18 protein-coding genes are annotated in these 17,190 nt (G+C 71.0%); 11 read left to right on the top strand and 7 right to left on the bottom strand.

What is annotated here, in order from left to right; genetic code table 11:
* Nucleotides 1-44: 44 nt before the first annotated feature.
* Nucleotides 45-692 carry a PH domain-containing protein gene (locus VF289_RS08645; protein WP_330883105.1) on the bottom strand — a complete coding sequence of 216 codons (648 nt, stop codon included), beginning with the start codon at nt 690-692 and terminating at the stop codon, nt 45-47.
* A 25-nt stretch (nt 693-717) separates the two neighbouring features.
* Entirely contained in the window at nt 718-1,932 is a 1,215-nt protein-coding gene (locus VF289_RS08640; RefSeq protein ID WP_330883103.1) for a molybdopterin molybdotransferase MoeA, read from the bottom strand.
* Nucleotides 1,933-2,178: 246 nt separating this feature from the next.
* Here VF289_RS08640 and VF289_RS08635 point away from each other — a divergent pair, with 246 nt between their 5' ends.
* The 7 genes from VF289_RS08635 to VF289_RS08605 all read left to right on the top strand — a co-directional run bounded on the left by VF289_RS08635 (nt 2,179) and on the right by VF289_RS08605 (nt 8,804).
* Nucleotides 2,179-3,165 carry an NADP-dependent oxidoreductase gene (locus tag VF289_RS08635; protein ID WP_330883101.1) on the top strand — a complete coding sequence of 329 codons (987 nt, stop codon included), beginning with the start codon at nt 2,179-2,181 and terminating at the stop codon, nt 3,163-3,165.
* A 94-nt stretch (nt 3,166-3,259) separates the two neighbouring features.
* Entirely contained in the window at nt 3,260-4,546 is a 1,287-nt protein-coding gene (locus tag VF289_RS08630) for a class I SAM-dependent methyltransferase (protein ID WP_330883099.1), read from the top strand.
* A 152-nt stretch (nt 4,547-4,698) separates the two neighbouring features.
* The gene (locus tag VF289_RS08625) at nt 4,699-5,403 is read left to right on the top strand and encodes a DUF4129 domain-containing protein (RefSeq protein WP_330883097.1); all 705 of its coding nucleotides are present in this window, start codon (nt 4,699-4,701) and stop codon (nt 5,401-5,403) included.
* Complete coding sequence (locus VF289_RS08620) at nt 5,400-5,906, top strand: hypothetical protein (protein WP_330883095.1); 507 nt, start codon at nt 5,400-5,402, stop codon at nt 5,904-5,906. The genes VF289_RS08625 and VF289_RS08620 overlap by 4 nt, the downstream gene beginning before the upstream one ends.
* The gene (locus tag VF289_RS08615; RefSeq protein ID WP_414644460.1) at nt 5,903-6,919 is read left to right on the top strand and encodes an AAA family ATPase; all 1,017 of its coding nucleotides are present in this window, start codon (nt 5,903-5,905) and stop codon (nt 6,917-6,919) included. Before VF289_RS08620 ends, VF289_RS08615 begins: the two co-directional genes overlap by 4 nt.
* Nucleotides 6,916-8,253 carry a DUF58 domain-containing protein gene (locus VF289_RS08610; RefSeq protein WP_330883093.1) on the top strand — a complete coding sequence of 446 codons (1,338 nt, stop codon included), beginning with the start codon at nt 6,916-6,918 and terminating at the stop codon, nt 8,251-8,253. Before VF289_RS08615 ends, VF289_RS08610 begins: the two co-directional genes overlap by 4 nt.
* Entirely contained in the window at nt 8,253-8,804 is a 552-nt protein-coding gene (locus VF289_RS08605) for a hypothetical protein (RefSeq protein WP_330883091.1), read from the top strand. The genes VF289_RS08610 and VF289_RS08605 overlap by 1 nt, the downstream gene beginning before the upstream one ends.
* A 61-nt stretch (nt 8,805-8,865) precedes the next feature.
* Here VF289_RS08605 and VF289_RS08600 read toward each other — a convergent pair whose 3' ends face one another.
* Nucleotides 8,866-10,485, bottom strand: a complete 1,620-nt coding sequence (locus VF289_RS08600; protein ID WP_330883089.1) for a DUF222 domain-containing protein — start codon at nt 10,483-10,485, stop codon at nt 8,866-8,868.
* 288 nt (nt 10,486-10,773) lie between these two features.
* On the opposite strand from VF289_RS08600, the gene msrA reads away from it, so the two are divergent.
* Nucleotides 10,774-11,457 carry a peptide-methionine (S)-S-oxide reductase MsrA gene (gene msrA / locus VF289_RS08595; protein ID WP_414644459.1) on the top strand — a complete coding sequence of 228 codons (684 nt, stop codon included), beginning with the start codon at nt 10,774-10,776 and terminating at the stop codon, nt 11,455-11,457.
* Nucleotides 11,458-11,481: 24 nt separating this feature from the next.
* On the opposite strand, the gene VF289_RS08590 is transcribed toward msrA, so the two are convergent.
* The 3 genes from VF289_RS08590 to VF289_RS08580 all read right to left on the bottom strand — a co-directional run bounded on the left by VF289_RS08590 (nt 11,482) and on the right by VF289_RS08580 (nt 14,048).
* Nucleotides 11,482-12,444 carry a hypothetical protein gene (locus VF289_RS08590; protein ID WP_330883085.1) on the bottom strand — a complete coding sequence of 321 codons (963 nt, stop codon included), beginning with the start codon at nt 12,442-12,444 and terminating at the stop codon, nt 11,482-11,484.
* A 50-nt stretch (nt 12,445-12,494) separates the two neighbouring features.
* Nucleotides 12,495-13,133 (bottom strand): DUF6318 family protein, encoded by a 639-nt coding sequence (locus tag VF289_RS08585; RefSeq protein ID WP_330883083.1) that lies wholly within the window; start codon nt 13,131-13,133, stop codon nt 12,495-12,497.
* A 216-nt stretch (nt 13,134-13,349) separates the two neighbouring features.
* Nucleotides 13,350-14,048 carry a hypothetical protein gene (locus tag VF289_RS08580; RefSeq protein ID WP_330883081.1) on the bottom strand — a complete coding sequence of 233 codons (699 nt, stop codon included), beginning with the start codon at nt 14,046-14,048 and terminating at the stop codon, nt 13,350-13,352.
* A gap of 41 nt (nt 14,049-14,089) precedes the next feature.
* Between VF289_RS08580 and VF289_RS08575 the strand changes: the two genes are divergently transcribed.
* Complete coding sequence (locus VF289_RS08575) at nt 14,090-14,674, top strand: hypothetical protein (protein ID WP_330883079.1); 585 nt, start codon at nt 14,090-14,092, stop codon at nt 14,672-14,674.
* A 73-nt stretch (nt 14,675-14,747) separates the two neighbouring features.
* Here the strand turns inward: VF289_RS08575 and VF289_RS08570 are convergent, their stop codons facing one another.
* A complete protein-coding gene (locus VF289_RS08570; protein ID WP_330883077.1) occupies nt 14,748-15,476 on the bottom strand; it encodes a FadR/GntR family transcriptional regulator in 729 nt (242 codons plus the stop codon).
* A gap of 338 nt (nt 15,477-15,814) precedes the next feature.
* On the opposite strand from VF289_RS08570, the gene VF289_RS08565 reads away from it, so the two are divergent.
* On the top strand, nt 15,815-16,969 hold the full coding sequence (locus tag VF289_RS08565) for an ABC transporter substrate-binding protein (protein ID WP_330883075.1): 1,155 nt from the start codon (nt 15,815-15,817) through the stop codon (nt 16,967-16,969).
* Nucleotides 16,970-17,010: 41 nt separating this feature from the next.
* Nucleotides 17,011-17,163, top strand: coding sequence for a hypothetical protein (locus VF289_RS08560; RefSeq protein ID WP_330883073.1), 153 nt, complete (start codon nt 17,011-17,013; stop codon nt 17,161-17,163).
* The last annotated feature ends 27 nt before the right edge of the window (nt 17,164-17,190 follow it).

The following is a 17,190-nucleotide window of genomic DNA, read 5'->3' as shown; positions in this document are numbered from 1 at the left end:
CGGCGGTCCGGCCCCTCCTTCCTGCGCACATCGCGCGGGAGTCCTCAGAACAGCCCACGGGCGACGACGAGAAGGGCGCACACCGCCACCACCGCGATCTGCAGCATGTTGGCCCGAGTGGTCATCACGGCCTCGCCGCCGTCGGCCGCCGGCGTTCCCAGCGCATCCCGGCGGTCCATCCAGCGCTCCCAGCGCTGCTTGACCACGGCGGAGCGGCTGCGTCGCTGATCGTGGACCAGACGTTCCTGCGCGGTGAGCCGGCGGCCGCGCAGGTCCTGCTCATGCATCATCGCCTGCCGCCGCCAGGGAGCGTCCTTCCCCAGCGCAGGGGCGTTCCAGGCGGTGAGAGTGGAGGTGGTGCCGCGGCGGGTGGCGACCTCGAAGCGCAGCATCGCGCCCAGGCGCACCTCCTCGATCGCGCCGAAGGGCAGGTGGTGGGTCCCCAGGACGTTGCGCACCTCGACGGTCTCCTCGTGCAGCACCACGCGGGGTGCCCACAGCACCATCCACACCAGCGCCAGCAGGAGCAGCAGCACCGGCAGCACGAGCACGCCCTGCCAGCCGGCGCGGAGCACCGCATCGAGGGTGAGCCCCAGGCCTACGAGACCCACGACGATGCAGAGGGCGGTGGCCCCGTGCGGGCGCAGGTGGAGGGTCCCGCCGGGGTCGTGGGAGGTGGGGTGGGGAGGCATGGGTCCACGGTAGTCCAGGCCCGTCTCAGAGCCGGAGCACCTGGACCATGCCGGGCCGGGTCCCGCCGGCACCACGCAGCACGATCGCATCGGCGCGCCCGTAGGGTGCGAGGCGCCGTCCGGGCAGCAGATCCACGAGCTCGCATCCGTCGGCGCCGCGCCGCAGGCGGCCGGGCATCGCGTGCACCGTGCCGGAGCGCAGCCGGGAGGTATCGGCCGAGCTGTCGCCGAGCTGCACGGAGTGCGGCGCCGCCTCGGCGCCCGGCAGCAGCGGCCGGACGAAGAGGTGGTAGCCGACCAGCGCGCCGACGGGGGTGCCGGGGAGATGGACGACCGGGGTGCCGTCGGGCAGGTGTCCTGCACCCTGGGGGCCGCCCGGCCGCAGCGCGAGGTGCTCGAAGCTGGAGGTCCCGCAGCCGCGCTCACCCAGCAGGATCTTGACCACGTCGTAGGCTCCGTGCCCGATCCCGCCCGTGGTGAGCACGAGGTCGGTGTCCGCGGCGGCCTCGTCGAGCACCTCGCGCAGGCACTCCGGAGCATCCCCGCTGAGAAACTGGCGGGCTGCGACGCCGTCAGCCCGCAGCGCGGCCGCGAGCATCACCCCGTTGGACTCCAGCACGGCCCCGGGCACCTCGTCCGTCGTGCCTGGGCCGGCCAGCTCGTCCCCGGTGACCACGACCGCAACCCGCAGCGGTCGCAGCACCGGCAGGCTCTGCATCCCGAGCATCGCGGCGAGGCCCACGAGCCCTCCGCCCACCCGGTCCCCAGGCGATGCGAGCACCCTGCCGCGCGGGATCTCCTCGCCCGGGCCACGGATATGACGGCCCTCGACGGGCAGCGCAGAGAGATCGATGGTCACCGTGGCAGGCGGTGGTCCGAAGGGGTCCGCATCCGTGGCCTCGACCTCGATCACGGCGTCGGCGCCGTGCGGGACGGACGCACCGGTCATGATGCGGGCCGCGGTGCCGGCGAGGTGTGGGCGGACGGCTCCCGGGCGGGCGGGGAGCTCGGCGGAGACCACGAGGACGGTGCGGCCGACGGTGAGATCGCTGCGCCGCACGGCGAAGCCGTCCATCGCCGCGATCGGGACCGCGGGGCTCTCCCGCTCGCTGCGCAGCTCCCGGCCGAGCACGGCGCCAGCCGCTTCCTCGAGCGGTGTCTCGAGCACCGCGGGGGACAGCCTGATCTCCCGCTGCAGGCGGGTACGCCAGAGCAGCGGGTCCAGCGGGGGCGGCGTCATGGTCCTCCTTCGTCCTCCGTCGTCGGGGCGGCCTGGCGGCGACGGCTCCATGATGTCCCATCCGCACCCCACTCCACGGACGCCGGACGCAGGGCGCTGTACTTCGATCCCAGATCGTCGGGCGCTGGTCGTCGGGCGTCGGGCCCCGAGCCCCGGGCGCTGTGCATCGGGTGCTGCGCGCCGGGTCCCCACCACAACGCAGGCAGCTCCCTGCCGTCGGTCAGTCCTGGGGTGCATCATGGAGGCATGCGCGAGATTCGTTTCGACCGCTTCGGCGGCCCTGAGGTCCTCACCCTCCACACCGATGCCCCGACGCCCGAACCCGCTGCCGACGAGCTGCTGGTCCAGGTCGCCTACGCCGGCCTGAACCCGCTTGACTACAAGATCCGCGACGGCTCCTCCGGCCGGGCGCAGGGCCTCGAGCTCCCGGCGGGGACCGGTCGTGAGCTGGCGGGCACGGTGATCGGGGCCGGCTCGGGGCTCGACGAGGCGGAGCTCGGCTCCCGCGGACTCACCCCCGGCACCCGCGTGTTCGGGATGCGCGGCCCAGAGGATCGTCGCGGCGTCGCCGCCGAGGTCATCGCCATCTCCGTCGACGATCTCGCCCCGATCCCGGGAGAGATCCCGGACGAGGACCTCCCGCGCTGGGCAGGACTGGCGCTGGTGGGTCTCACCGCCATCGCGACCGTGAGAGACACTGCCGGGATCGAGCAGGGCGAGACGGTGCTGGTCCACGGCGGTACCGGCGGGGTGGGTCAGCTGCTGATCCCGATGGCGCTCGAGGCCGGAGCCTCCCGCGTGCTCGCCACCGGCCGCTCCGCGAACTCCGCACGGATCAGCGAGCTGGGGGCCACGCCGATCCCCTACGACACCACCGACTGGACCGCGGAGGTGCAGCGTCTGACGGACGGCCACGGGGTCGACGTCGTGCTGGACACCCACTACCACTCCACCTTCCTGCCGAGCCTCGACCAGCTCGCCGGGGGCGGCAGGATCGTCGCACTGCCCTCCCTCGCCGACCTGTCCCCCGCGCTGGAGCGCGGCATCGAGGCGCGGATCCCGGCGATCGTTCCCGGCCGCGACCGTCTGGACCGCCTCGCGCAGGGCATCCGTGCGGGCCGCTACCCTCTCGAGGTCTCCGAGGTGCTGCCGCTGGGGGAGATCGCGGAGGCGCACCGTCGGCTCGAGGACGGCCACACCCGCGGCAAGCTCGTCCTGGACGTCAGCGCCTGATCTCCTCTTGCTGCTGGCCGCTTGCGCGGCGCCCGCCTCGCGTGACGGCATGCCGAGTGGCCCCGGACACATGTCCGACCGGTAGGCTCTTTCCATGGTCGTGCCCCCTGTCGATGACGCCGAAGCAGCCCTCCGTGCCCTGGAGCCCGTGCTGCAGCCGAGCGGCTGGGCGCTGCTGAACTCCCTCCCCCCGTACCGGGAGGAGGATGCCCTGCGGCAGGCCGCACGTCTGCGCGAAGCCGGGCATGCGCCCGAGCTGGTCTCCGCGGTGCTCACCCAGTCGAAGCTGCGCACCCGGGCGGCGGACAAGTTCGGGGAGTTCGCCTCCTCGATGCTCTTCACGCCGCACGGTCTCGAGCAGGCCACCCGGCTCCCGATCGCCGCGATGCACGCCGAGCGCTTTCAGCGTGCGGGCGTGGCCAGCGTCGCAGACCTCGGCTGCGGCATCGGCGGGGACGCGATGGCGCTGGCAGGCCTCGGGGTCGACGTGCTGGCGGTGGACCGTGACCCGCTCACCGTCGCCGTCGCCACCGTGAACCTCCTCCCTTTCCCCCACGCCCGCGCCCGCCTGGGACGGGCCGAGGGCCACGACCCCCACGACACCGAGGGCATCTGGCTGGACCCTGCCCGGCGCGCCCCCACCCGTGGCGGCTCCCGGCGCCTGCACGATCCGGAGGAGTACGAACCGCCTCTGTCGACGGTCATCGACCTGGCCCGGCGCCTCGGACGCGACGGCGAGGCGGGTCCGCTGGGGGCGAAGCTCGGTCCCGGCATCGACCGGGATGCCGTGCCGGACGATGTCGAGATGCAGTGGCTGTCCTTCCACGGCCAGGTGCTCGAGGCGACCGCCTGGTTCGGACCGCTGGCGCGCGAGGGAGTGCTCTCCTCCGCAGTGCTCGTGGATCGCCGGGGAGCCCACCGCCTGGACCGTCGCGCCGACGCCGCCGCCGATCCGGTCCCCGGACCGCTCGGCGACCACCTCTACGAACCCGACGGCGCTGTCATCCGCGCCGGTCTCATCGGAACTCTCGCCGAGCAGCTCGGCGCCCGCACCCTCGATGAGACGATCGCCTATCTCACCGGTGACCAGCACGTGGCCACCCCCTTCGCCCGCGGCTACACGGTGCGGGACGTGATGCCCTTCGGACTCAAGCGACTGACCTCCTACCTGCGGGAGCACCACCTGGGTGTGCTGGAGATCAAGAAGCGCGGCACCGCGGTGGAGCCCGACGAGCTGCGGCGCAAGCTGCGACCGCGCCGCTTCGGAGACGAGTCCGCGACCTTGATCCTCACCCGCATCGCCGGGGAGCAGTCCGTCATCGTCGCGTCCCCGCACCAGATCCCCGCCGAGCATGGCACGAGGTACGGGGCCGCCCGATGAGCACCGAGCACGGCGCCACCCCCTCCACGGACGCGTCCCCAGGGACTGGCATGGAGCCCGGGGCCGGCACGGAGGCGGGCGCCGGCTCTGGTGCCGGCGCCGACGCGGAACCGGCGGCGGGGCCCCGGAGCACGACCCCGGAGCACGACCCCGTGGCTGCGTCCCGTCGGCTGATCGCGGTGCTGCTGCTGGTGGTCTCCCTCGGGGCGATCGGGCTGGTCACCCTCGGCGCCGCCGCTGACCGCGGGACCGGCGTCGTCTACGTCGGCGAGACCGAGGTCGAGCGGGAGGTGCAGCCTCCGCCCGACGACTACTCCGAGCCGGACTGGGCCACCGGCGAGGCGCCGACACGGCCGCCCGCCTCCGAGGGCGCGAGCACGAGCCTGCTCGTCGTGCTCATCGTCATCGGGGCACTCCTGCTCGCACTCGCGATCTGGGTCGCCTATCGGATGCGGAAGCTCGCCCGGCCCGGCCCTGCGCTCGCGGGGCTGCCCGACGAGGACGAGCTCACCGCAGAGCAGGCGATCGCGGCCCTCGAGGATGCTCGCACCCGCCTGTCCACCGTCGTCGACGCCCATGATGCGGTGATCGCGGCCTGGCTCACCCTTGAGCGGGCGATCGCGGAGGCCGGGGTGCGTCGTGCCCCCAGCCAGACCACGCTCGAGTTCGTCGTCGCGGTGCTCGGCGCCCTGGACCTGGATCGTTCGGCGCTGGATCGACTCGCGCACCTGTACCGTCGGGCCCTGTTCGATCCCCAGCCGCTGGTCGAGTCCGATCGCGAGGAGGCCCTGGCCCTGCTCGACAGCCTGACCGCAGGGCTCCGCGAGGTCGGCGAGCGACCGGGGGGCACCCGATGATCCGCGCCTGGCTCCCGCTGGTGATCCGGCTCGCCGGCGGGGTGGCGATCGCGCTCGTGCTGTACGCGGGATGCCGACTGTTCTCCTTGATCCTGCCCCTGCCGGCGCTGATCGCCGGCGGGCTGCTCGCCGGAGCGTTCTGGTGGGTGCTCGGCGCCGGCGCGGACCGCGCGGACCAGCTGCATGCCCCCGCCCTAGACCTCGACGCCGACTATGCGCTCCCCCACGCCCAGGACACCAGGGTGCGCCGACTCGAGGACCTCACCTACGGCGCACAGCCCAACCGCCGCATGACCAGCCGTGGGCTGGCCCGCACCCTCGGGGAGATCGCCGACGAACGAGCCCGCGACCCAGACGCCCCGGCGCTCAGCCCGGGCCTGACCAGCCTCATCGAGGCCGCCCGACACCCAGATACCGAGAACCATCCCGTCGGCCCGCTGGACCGACGAGCCCTGCACCGCTGTCTGAACGAACTCGCCACGCGCGAGGAGAGGGACCGATGACCGACCCCACCCCCACCGCCCCTGCACGCCCCACTCCGATGTCGGCGAGCGAGGCCACCGCCGCTGCCGCGAGGGTGCTCGACGCCGTCGAGATCGCGGTGGTCGGCAAGCGGGCATCGCTCGAACTACTGCTCACAGGCATCCTGGCAGGCGGTCACGTGCTGCTCGAGGACCTGCCGGGCCTGGGCAAGACCCTCGCCGCCCGTTCCTTCGCACAGGCGCTCGGGCTCCCCTTCACCCGCGCCCAGTTCACGCCCGACCTGCTGCCGGCGGACCTCACCGGCGCCGAGGTGTACGACCAGCGCACCGGCGAGTTCGTGTTCCGTCCCGGCCCGGTCTTCACCGGGCTGCTGCTGGCCGACGAGATCAACCGCACCCCGCCGAAGACCCAGTCGGCGCTGCTGGAGGCGATGCAGGAGCGGCAGGTCTCCGTCGAGGGCACCACCCGGAAGCTGCCCGACCCGTTCCATGTGCTGGCCACCGCGAACCCGATCGAGCACGAGGGCACCTATCCCCTGCCCGAAGCGCAGCTGGACCGCTTCCTGCTGCGCCTGTCCTTCGGGTATCCCACCGCCGAGCAGGAGTGGGACGTGGTCTCCCGCCGCATCGATCGCCGTCGCGAGGAGCAGACAGTCCCCCAGGTGCTGGACGCCTCCGGTCTGCTCGGGGTGCAGCTGGCTGTGGAGGACGTCCATGTCGAGGACGCGGTGGGCCACTACGCGGTCGAGCTGGTCTCGGCGACCCGCGGCCACCAGCACGCCCTGGTCGGCGCCTCCCCGCGCGGCACCCTCGCGCTGATCACGTGCGCCCGGGCGCTCGCAGTGATCCGCGGCCGCTCCTACGTGGTCCCGGAGGACATCAAGGACCTCGCCCATCCGGCGCTGGACCATCGCGTCACCGTCAAGCCCGAGCTGTGGCTGCAGAACGCGACCGGCGCCGGGGTGGTCGAGGCGGTGCTGGGCGAGGTGCCGGTGCCTGCCGCGACGGAGCCGGTATCCCAGGCCTCGGCGTGACCTCCCACCCTCCGCAGCGGAGCGACCTGCGGACCCGACCGACCCCGGCGCTCCTGCGCGCCGCCGTCATCGGCACCGCCGCGCTGATGCTCGCCCTGATCGCCGGGCGCCCGGAGCTCATCCTGGCCGGAGCGCCGATGCTGGTCTGGGCGCTCGTGGCCCTGGCGCGTCGCATCCTGCGCGGCGAGGAGCGCACCGTGGTGGACCCGCAGCTGCGGGTGAACCGTCGCAGCATCGAGGAGGGCGGCACCGCGGCCATCACCGTGCGGACCTCCCCGGGGGTGCTGATGGCGGCGACGCTGCCGCTGCCGCCGCATGTCGATGTCGCCCCACGCCGCGGTTCCCTCGCCGGTGACGGCGAGGTGAGGCTGCGGGTCAGCGCCCAGCGCTGGGGGATGATCTCCGCCGGTCCGGTGCATGTGCTGGTGGGCGATCCGCTCGGCGCCTATCGTGCCCAGCGGAGTCTGCCGGCGGCCGAGGTGCAGGTCGTCCCCGCCTCGACGGTGCTCGACGCACCGGTGGAGGTGCCCACCCCGATCGGTGTGAGCGGCGTGCATCTCTCCCGACGTCGCGGCGACGGGACGGCGCTGTCCGAGGTGCGCGCCTTCCGCCCCGGTGACCGGCTGCACCGGGTCAACTGGCGCGTCACCAGCCGCACCCGTCAGCTGCACACCAACGCCACGTTCACCGAGCAGGACACCGAGGTCCTGATCGTCACCGACACCATCGCGGACGTCGCCCCCGCGCCCTGGTCGCCGACGGACGCGCCGACGAGCCTGGACATGACGATCCGTGCGACCTCGGCGATCGCTCGCCACTACCTGACCGCCGGCGATCGGGTCTCGGTCTTCGACATCGGCCACCTCATCGGCCCGGTCCCGCCGGGCTCCGGCCCGCGCCAGCTGAGGGTGCTCTCCGCCGCCCTGTCCCGGGCGAGCCGGGACGACAGCGTCCATCGCTCCCCGCGGCGACTGCGCTCGGTACGCCCGGGAACCCTCACCGTGGTGTGCTCTCCCCTGCTCAGCAAGGACACGATCGCCCAGATCGGGGTGCTGGTCGCTCATGGGGCCGACGTGATCGCGGTGGACACACTGCCGCCGAGCATCGGGGACGTCTCCGTCCTGCGCGGCAAGGCGATGCGCATCGACGGCAGGATCTCGGATCGGTTCTGGCCCGAGGCCTGGGCGCTGCGCCGACTGCTGCGGGAGCGGACGGTGCGCGAGCTGCGGGAAGCCGGGGTGCCGATCACCGCCTGGGAGGGACCGAGCTCCCTCGCCCCGGTGCTCCTCTCGCTGTCCGCAGCGCGGTCTGCACCGCGCAGGAGGAGGTCCTGATGGCACTCGGACAGGCAGTGGATTCCTTCGCCCAGCGGCTCCTCGAGCTGCAGAAGGTCAGCCCGACCCAGTGGGCTCTGCGTCTGACCGGAGCGGTCGCGACCCTGCTCGCCCTCGCGCTGACCTACGGCACCCTCAACCTGTGGGCGAGCACGGTCGCCTCACTGGTCACCTTGATCGTCCTGCTGGCAGTCGCCGTGCAGGTATGGAATCCGGACAGCGATCTGGGGCTGCTCGCACCCGGCATGATGCTGTTGACTCTCCTGGTGCAGGGCGAGACCCCGACGCTCCGTGCGTCGGGGATCGGGCTGGCCCTGCTGCTCGCGCACAGCATCTTCGCGCTCGCCGCCACGACCCCGGTGCACGGGGAGTTCGACCGCAGCGCCTGGCTGCTCGCCGGGAAAGGGCTGCTGCCCGTCCTGGTGGTGAGCATCGTGGCTCTGCTGCTGGTCGTCGCGCTGTCCGGGATGGTGCTCGGGCCCTGGACGCTGATCCTCGGGGCGCTCGCCGCGATCGTCCTGTTCGTCACGGTGCTGCCTCGGTCGCGGTGAGGCAGCGGGCGCCGAGGCATAAGGGCATCGGGGCTCGCGTGCTGGCGGCGGGTGCTGGAGGCTACTGCTCGCCCGGCTCCGGAACGCCCTCGAGCGGTGCATTGGGGATGATCCGGGCCTGCTCGCCGTCGGGGCCCTCGAGCAACCGGCGCAGGATCGGCGAGGTCGAGGTGTAGGTGTGGCCCGTGGGAGTGACGATCGTGAGCCGTCCCGGAGACGCCTCGGTGGCCGGGTCAAGCGTCGAGGACCATCCAGGGATCTCCTTGGCGAGATTGAATCGCTGACAGTGCCCCACGCCGTTGTCGGCGGTGGTCTCGCCGCCGTCGGCATGCCGCTGGGCGTGGTCGACGTCGTGGATGCGCGCGTCGCAGAAGGGCGTGCGACAGCGCTGGTCCCGCAGAAGGATGAACCGCCTCACCTCTCCGCGGAACAATCTGCGGCGGCCGTCGACGTCCTGCAGCTCGCCGGTGCGGGGATCCGTGTAGAGCCGCCGGATCCAGCGCGCCGCATCCGTCACCTCGTCCGGCAGCGGTACTGCAGGGTCATGAACCGGTGGGTTCATAGCGCAGTCATGATCCGGTCGCATCACAGCGTCGGAACTGGTGGTGGCCATCCACTTCTCGTCGTTCTCGAGCTCTCTTCGCGCTGCCGTGCGCGTGCCGAGCGCGATGTCGCGCGCCACGGCACCGGGTACGGGATGCCCGTCCATCCACGCGGTCCTGTTCTCGGCGCCCAGCAGCGTCGTGTCCGTCATCAGCAGCTGGACCTCGACCGGGATGTCGTCCACGGTCTCGGCTCCGGTGGTCCGTTCGACCAGCGTGTCCGCCATGATCTGGCCCTTGGAACGGGGATCACCCGCGCTCTTGGCCGCCTTGGCGGTGCGGGTCAGCGCATCGAAGCTCGCAACCCCTTCCTTCACCGGCAGGACCGCGCGCAGCACCGACATCCCGTCCGCGGCGGGGCGGAGCGTGATCCGTCGGGCGCTTGCCGCACGCTGGATCCGGCGCACTGCCGATTCCGGGTCCAGCTCCATGGCTCGGGCCCTCGTGATGTCGCCCGCGCGGTTCGCCGTGACCTCCGGGAGTCGATCCTTGAACTCGTCATCAAGGGTGGCGCGGTCCTCGTCACTGAGGCACAGCGCGTTCTCGGCCACCTTGTGCGCCGCCCATTCGCTGATCCTTCCGGCATCGAGCAGTGCCGTGGTGCACGGCATGGAGCTGACGAGGATGCGGCGCAGAGTGAGCTGGTTCGATGCCTGCTTGGGGGTGATGCGTCGCGCGAGCGCGATCTGGTCGGCGATACCGCGGCCGAGCTGGTCGCGCGGCACACCGAGTCGTCGCTGCTCCCCGATCTGGGCGTCGTGGAAGACGGTCTCTGCACGAGCCTGCACCGCGGCGAGTCGTGCTTTCGCCTGCTCGGCGGCGGTGAGGAGATCGACGAGGGTGCCTTCCTGCTCTCGCGCCAGTTGCTCCAGCGACGGTGCGGCATCCAGGACGTGCTGGAGAGCATCGATCCACTGCGTCGCGGAGGTGCCGGGAGCGACGGTGGGTGTGGAGGGCCCCGTCGTCGCGCAGGTGCCGAATGCGGTGGTGGGCGCGGAGGCTCCCGAGGTGGTGGAGGGTCCCGGGGATGCCGAGGGTTCCGGGGTTGCTTCGCCGCCGTTGGTCGCTCTCGTGCTCATCCCTGCCCTCCCCTCCCTCCATGCTGTCCCTGCCCGTGCGGTCCGGCCGCGGGGTGCTGTGCTGACCGATGCCGTGCTGTCACGGGCGAGTACCGCACTGTTCGAACAAGCGTGCGCTCTCGAGCGTCGCCGGGCCAGGCGAGGGCCACGATTGTGGAGGCGGCGATGCTGTGGAGGAACGGTGCGCGCCGGGCAGATCCTCACGCCCTCGGCGGAACCCGCGTGGTCCAGGTCGCTCGAGCAGGCCACGCGGCGCCGACGAGGACTACCGTGTGGAGCATGTGGCAGATGATGGATCTCCTGTACGGGCACAAGAAGGAGATGGTCGCGCCGGAGGATGCACTCCCCGGTCGTGAGCACTACCCCTACACGCTTGCTCGCGAGCATGTCGTTCTCGGCACGGACATGCTCGGTCCGGACTCCCCCGAGGATCCACGCCCCTGGCCTGCCGATGCCGAGGAGATCATCCTCGCCGGCGGATGTTTCTGGGGCATCGAACGGATCGCCTGGCAGGTCCCCGGCGTGCACACCACCTCATCGGGCTATGCCGGAGGGTTCACGCCGCACCCCACCTATGAGGAGGTCTTCTCCGCGAGGACCGGGCACGCCGAGGCCGTGCGCGTCATCTACACCGGCGGGGAGAAGACCCTGCGCGCGCTGCTCACCGAGTTCTGGGAGCAGCACGATCCCACCACGGCGAACCGTCAGGGCAATGACGTGGGCACCGAGTACCGCAGTGCCGTGTACTGGACGAACCCGGCTCAGGGTGAGGTGGTGCGCAGCTCCGCCCAGCGCTATCAGCAGGCCCTGGATGAGGCGGGACGCGGGACCATCAGCACAGAGCTGTCAGCCCTGGCCGACGCCGGCAACGGCATCTACTACACCGCAGAGCCCGAGCACCAGCAGTTCTTGGCGAAGAACCCCAGCGGCTACTGCAACCACGGGTTCAACGGGGTGGCCTGCTCGATCTGACGCCTTGAGCACCTCCCGCAATGCTCAGATCTCGCGATGCGTCGCGTCGGGGTCCGTCTTCCCCTCGGTCTCCTCCGTGCGCTCGGGAATCCAGGGATCTTCCTCCTCGTCCACCGGCACATCACCGTTGACCAGGCGTGACTCCAGCGACTTGGAAAAGATCGGGATCGGCTCCGAGGCGACCTGAACCGTGCCGTCGATGTCCTGCCACGGCCCGCCACCCACGGAGAACTGCCCGCTGAACGTCGTCGTCAGCGTCACGTCGTACCAGCCCTCGTAGCGGTACGTCGCGGACACGGCCTCCGACGGGTACGGCTTCCCCGGATCCGTGGTCGAGATCGAGTTGCCGTCCCCCAGATCCCAGTCGTACTGCACCGGAATGGCACGGACCTCGACCGGAGTGCCCAGCAGCTCCATCGCCATGGTCTGCGTCTGGTCATCCGCGTGAAGCACATTGACCATGTTCACGGGCAGCCACCCCTGTTCAGGGCCCGCACTGGCCGTCAACGGTTCCACGGGCATCGATTCGAAGTCCTCACGGGTCACCGTGATCACGACTGGCTCGGCCCCCTCAGCCGCCGGCACGCCTCCGCGCTGTTGACAGTCGAAGCCGAGCAGTTCCTCCTGGACCTGCGGCGATCTGGTGTCGATCCGCACGGACTCCGATGCGAGGTACCCCTCCCCATCTCCCGACGCACGGTCCGCCAACTGGCAGATCTGGTTGCTGACACCGCAGGCCATCGTCTCCCACAACTCCGATTCGGCATGGAGATCGCTGCACTCGAACCGACTGTCGACGCCGAGCTCGCGGGAGGTCACGTAGACAGGGGGTGGTGGTTTCGCGCCACCTCCGCCTTCAGGACCCGATTGAGTTTTCCCACTATCAGGAAACGCTTCCTGATGGGCAGCCCTAGCGGCCGCATCCAGAGAATTCTCTTTCGCATCGGCATCAATGTCTGCCGACGCGGGCAACATGAACAGCAGCACCCCGATGGCACACGTCAAGGCCACCCCAATACGCGACCTACCCATGCGTATCACCCGCTGATCCCAGAAGTTTCAACGGAGAGATCGACAACTAGCCATGAATCATCTTGCCAGGACAGCGCACCCACGGCGGTCACACCTTGCTTGGGAACTTCCGTAGCAGCTCCTCCATCCGCAGCAGGCTCCACATGCTCGTCAATGGTGAAGCTATACGTGACCACAGAATCGTAGTCCTCCCAGCTGCCATCCTCCTCGATCGAGACGTCTTCTAGATCTGCACTGCTCCAATAAGAGCCACTCGACTTGATGTCTTCAATGTCCTCGACCATCGATCCACACGAACCGCATTCATCGGCTCCCAACGTGGCCAAATCGTCAGACTCCCCAGTCTGGTGTCCCCAAAGAGCAACAGCCCAGAAATACTTGAACGCCTGCTCCGCCCCCTCGGGCGTCTCCTCGTCCATGCCGGGGTAGTCCGCGGGGTCAGGGGCGGGGATATCGGGAGCGGCCTCGGCGGAGCCGCCGTCCGCTCCCCCACCGTCGCTCGGCTCAGCTCCGCCGTCGTCACTCTGACCGATGTCGATCTCCGGTGGCGGAGTCGTCACGGGACCCTCGCTACCGCCATTGCACGCCGCAAGGCCCATGGTGAGAGCCACAACGGCCATACCGGACAGGAATCGCTGAGACATACGGGTGCCCTTCGGAGGTGCGATGGATCACTGCGACCCTACAGAGCGCCTACCCCGCCCACCACACACTCCTGAGAATTGTGGACGGCCGCGGCTCTGAGAACTGTGGACGGCCGCGACCCTGGCACCACTTGACGGACGCCGCCCTTCGGGACGTCACGGGCTTCCCTCTCGAACGGCCGGCACCTCGCCAGAGCACAGGTCCGGACCCCGAGGTCAGCTGTCGAAGTGCTGCCCTGGCAGACCGTCCCCGACGTCTCCGCCCATGAGATTTCGTCGGCCGCCGATCTCGGGGCCGCCCTCCGGCCGGGGCTTGGCCGCAGCGACTCCCATCAGCTGGGCGGCGAATCCTCCCGCCTCACGCGGCTGCGGCATGCCCGCTGCCGGGACGCCCGAGGTGGGCGCTCCGCCCGGTCCGCAGGCCGAAGCGGCGGCCGACCGGGGAGCACGAGGGGCGCCGCCCTCGCGGGCAAAGCGGGTCATCTGCTCGGTGCTCGGATAGACCGACGTGACCACGATGTCCAGACCCAGCAGCGTCACCGGCAGCACCCCGTCCCCGGCGGAGTCCACCAGGGACCGCACCGGCTCGCACTCCTCGAAGGCCCAGGCGTCTTCGTCCTGCAGGTACACCGTGATGGGGTGTCCCGCCAGGGCGAGCGCCGCGGCCTCGTCGAGGAAGGCCTCCTGGCGTGCGTGGTCGGGCGGAGGCGAAGGGAGGAAGATGTCCAGACCTGCGAGGTCCGACGCCTCGCCGGCACCCGCCCCGCCAGCACCCTCGGCGGTCGCCGCCGCTGAGCCCTCCACCGCTGAGCCCTCCACCGCCGAGTCATTCCCCGGTGAGTCCGTCCCCGGCGTGTCGCTCACCGGCGTGCCCTCCCCGGTCGTGAACCCGTCTGTCGTGTGCGCATCGGTCATGGACCCACCGTAGCGCTCCGGTGCGGTGACAGACTGTCGTGATGGACACTCCCGCTCCCCACCCCGGACCTCCTGCCCTCTTGCGTCACAACACCCTGGTGATGCAGCAGATCTCCGGGTTCATGTCCAACGACTTCGACATCCTCGACGGTGCCGGCGAGCAGACCGTCGGCCGCGTGACCACCACCGGCGGCGGGCTCTCGCGGCTCGTCGCCGGCAGCCGCTCGCTCGACGTCGCCGACGCCGACGGCACCCCGCTGCTGCACGTCGAGGATCCCTTCGACATCGGCTTCGACAGGTACACCCTGACCACGAACGGCGCGCCGCTCGCGGAGGTGAGCAGTCGCTTCGCGATCATGTCGACCCGGGTGAGCATCGACGTCGCCGACGGCACCCCGCTCGAGCTGCACGGCGACATGATGGGCATGGACTTCGAGTTCCGGGTCGGGGAGGCCGTGGCCGCGCGCGCGTCCCGCGAATGGGCGGGGCTCAGCCGCGGGTTCCTCGGCCACAGCCGCTACGTGCTCTCGATCCACCCGACGGTCCCGCCGCAGCTGCGGCTGGCGATCATCGGCGGCAGCATCGCGCTGGACCTGATCCGGCAGAAGAAGTCCAACAACAGCTGACCGGCGGGGACAGGAGCACGGGCCCGAGCACGGCCGGGCAGGGCAGACAGCCCGCGCCAAGGCAGCTGCCCGCCTACTCCGCCCCTCGCAGCGCCGCGGCCCCGTCCCCCGTCGCGGCAGCATCCAGCACCCGGCCCAGCGGCCGGTAATGCGCGTGCACGGCCTGCCGGTAGGCCTCCGCGTCTCCGGCCTCCAACGCCGTGAGCATGGCCTGATGGGCGTCGACGGTGTCCAGGATGTCGGCCGCTGGCGCGAGGCCCAACAGCGGCACCGCCTCGGTGTGGATCTCCCAGAAGGCCTGCGCGAGCTGGCGCAGCAGGCCGTTGCTCAGGCGTGAGAACAGCGCCGTATGGAAGGCGGCGTCGGCGTCGGGGAAGGGACGCCCCGCCTCGGTGAGCTCGCGCATCTGGTCGACCAGTCCCTCGAGCTCGGGGTTGGCGGTGCCGCGGTAGAGCTCCACCAGCTGGTCGGCGACGGAGAGGTCGAGCGCGATCCGCAGCTCCACCACCTCCCGCAGCGCCATCAGGTCGTTGCCGTCGTCGAGGCGGGCTCGGAACAGCAGCCCGTTCACCAGCGGGGAGAGCGAGAGCTGCCCCACGAAGGTGCCGTGCCCGTGGCGCACCTCGACGATGTCCAGCGAGGCGAGCGTGCGCATCGCCTCGCGCACCGAGGAGCGTGAGATCTGGAGCCGCTCGCACAGCGCGCTCTCCGTCGGCATCGGGTCCCCTGGCGCGAGCCCCTCGGCCAGGATCAGATCCTGGATGCGCTCCACGGCGTCATTGCCCGTCCCCTTGCTGCGCATGGCGCACCCTCTCCTCACAGCCCCGCCGCGACCTGCGGTCGGTCCCATCATGCCGTGCCCGGACTCGGGCCGGGCACACCTTCGCCCGTGGTCGGCGCGAAGGGTCCTGCGCGATCGGTGCGGCGGTGACGGCATGCGCCCCACCGGGACCTCCGATCGGTGCCGACCGCCTCCGTTCACGTGGTGGCGGTCGGGAAAACTGTGCTGTACTGTTCCCAGTCATCAGACATCATACGTCTGATCTTCGCACAGTCGCGGACGGTTCGCGGAGCGGCGAGGACGGGCTCCCACGACCCCGGCACACGGATGCCGGGACCCAGAGAAGGGATGGATCAACGGTGATCACCAACTCCACCGGCCCCATCGGCCGACGAGGCTTCCTGCGCGGCACCGCAGCGATCGCCGGCGCGGCCGGCATCGTCGCAGGGATCGGCGCCTGCGCGCCGAGGGACCAGGGCTCGGGCAGCTCCGACGGCGGCGGCGCTCCGGCCGGCGAGGCCGACCCCGACGGTCACATCGAGGCCGCCATCAGCTATGAGCTCGGCACCAACGGCTACGACCCGATGACCACCTCGGCGGCGCTGACCGTCGCCGTCAACTGGCACACCCTCGAGGGCCTCACGGAGCTTCATCCTGTGACCCGCGAGGTGTACGCGGCACTGGCCACCGAGCTCCCCTCCACGGACGGCACCAGCATCGACATCGCTTTGCGCGAGGGAGCGGTCTTCCACGACGGTTCGCCGGTCACCCCCGAGGACGTCGTCTTCTCCTTCGAACGCGTGCTGGACCCCGAGAACGCCTCGCTGTACTCGCAGTTCATCCCGTTCATCGAGAGCGTCGAGAAGAAGGACGACACCACCGTCACCTTCACCCTCGCCCACCCCACCGGTGTGTTCGCCGAGCGGCTCTCGACCGTGAAGATCGTGCCTCAGGCCGCTGTCGACGCGGACCCCGACGCCTTCGACTCGAACCCGATCGGCAGCGGTCCGTGGACGATGACCGACAGCTCCGCCGCCTCGAGGATCGTCGAGTTCGAGCGCAACGACGACTACACCGGACCGATGCCCGCCCAGGCCAGGACCATGAGCTGGCAGGTGATCCCGGATCCGTCGACCCGCACCAATGCGCTGCAGTCGCAGACCGTGCAGGCGATCGACTCGGTCCCCTACCTCTCGATCGACCAGCTGAAGGCGGGCGCCGAGGTCGAGTCCGTGGGCGGCTTCGGCCTGCTCTTCGCGATGTTCAACAACAGCGAGGACAACCCCTTCCACGACCTGAAGAACCGTCAGGCCTTCCTCTACGCGATCGACATGGACAAGGTCATCGAGACCGGCCTGAGCGGCCAGGCGACGGCGGCGAGCAGTTCGTCGACCCGGGGAACAACGCCCAGCTCGCGCGCAGGTGCCCGGAGGCGGCGCCCGAGGAGCCGCGGGCGCAGGAGCTGCTGTTCAGCAATGCCCGGGACCGCTGTGCGCGGATCCGGGGCACGCTGAGCATCTCGCGCGATGACGGGGAGAGCTGGCAGGAGCTGTGCGTGTTCGAGCCGGGCCCGCTGGACTACTCCGTGGTGCAGGCCCTGGACGACGGCGCGATCGGGATACTGTGGGAGGTCGAGGCCCGCGAGATCCGCTTCACCCGGATCGAGGCGGAGCAGCTGGACTCCGCGGTCAGCGGCCCGGGCGCCTGAGTCAGCGGAGGGCGGCGGCACCGTGAT

The organism is Brachybacterium sp. (genome assembly GCF_036379615.1).
Lineage (GTDB): Bacteria > Actinomycetota > Actinomycetes > Actinomycetales > Dermabacteraceae > Brachybacterium.
The sequence above is the reverse complement of the archived record's forward strand: the minus strand, read 5'-3'. Positions and strand labels throughout refer to the sequence as shown.

Bases quoted from the DNA above. Each gene is read 5' to 3' on its own strand.
- VF289_RS08570 (WP_330883077.1), bottom strand. From the start codon at position 15,476: ATGCGCAGCAAGGGGACGGGCAATGACGCCGTGGAGCGCATCCAGGAT.
- VF289_RS08640 (WP_330883103.1), bottom strand. From the start codon at position 1,932: ATGACGCCGCCCCCGCTGGACCCGCTGCTCTGGCGTACCCGCCTGCAG.
- VF289_RS08580 (WP_330883081.1), bottom strand. From the start codon at position 14,048: ATGACCGATGCGCACACGACAGACGGGTTCACGACCGGGGAGGGCACG.
- VF289_RS08575 (WP_330883079.1), top strand. From the start codon at position 14,090: ATGGACACTCCCGCTCCCCACCCCGGACCTCCTGCCCTCTTGCGTCAC.
- VF289_RS08630 (WP_330883099.1), top strand. From the start codon at position 3,260: ATGGTCGTGCCCCCTGTCGATGACGCCGAAGCAGCCCTCCGTGCCCTG.
- VF289_RS08615 (WP_414644460.1), top strand. From the start codon at position 5,903: ATGACCGACCCCACCCCCACCGCCCCTGCACGCCCCACTCCGATGTCG.
- VF289_RS08635 (WP_330883101.1), top strand. From the start codon at position 2,179: ATGCGCGAGATTCGTTTCGACCGCTTCGGCGGCCCTGAGGTCCTCACC.
- VF289_RS08585 (WP_330883083.1), bottom strand. From the start codon at position 13,133: ATGTCTCAGCGATTCCTGTCCGGTATGGCCGTTGTGGCTCTCACCATG.
- VF289_RS08605 (WP_330883091.1), top strand. From the start codon at position 8,253: ATGGCACTCGGACAGGCAGTGGATTCCTTCGCCCAGCGGCTCCTCGAG.
- VF289_RS08645 (WP_330883105.1), bottom strand. From the start codon at position 692: ATGCCTCCCCACCCCACCTCCCACGACCCCGGCGGGACCCTCCACCTG.
- VF289_RS08620 (WP_330883095.1), top strand. From the start codon at position 5,400: ATGATCCGCGCCTGGCTCCCGCTGGTGATCCGGCTCGCCGGCGGGGTG.
- VF289_RS08600 (WP_330883089.1), bottom strand. From the start codon at position 10,485: ATGAGCACGAGAGCGACCAACGGCGGCGAAGCAACCCCGGAACCCTCG.
- msrA (WP_414644459.1), top strand. From the start codon at position 10,774: ATGATGGATCTCCTGTACGGGCACAAGAAGGAGATGGTCGCGCCGGAG.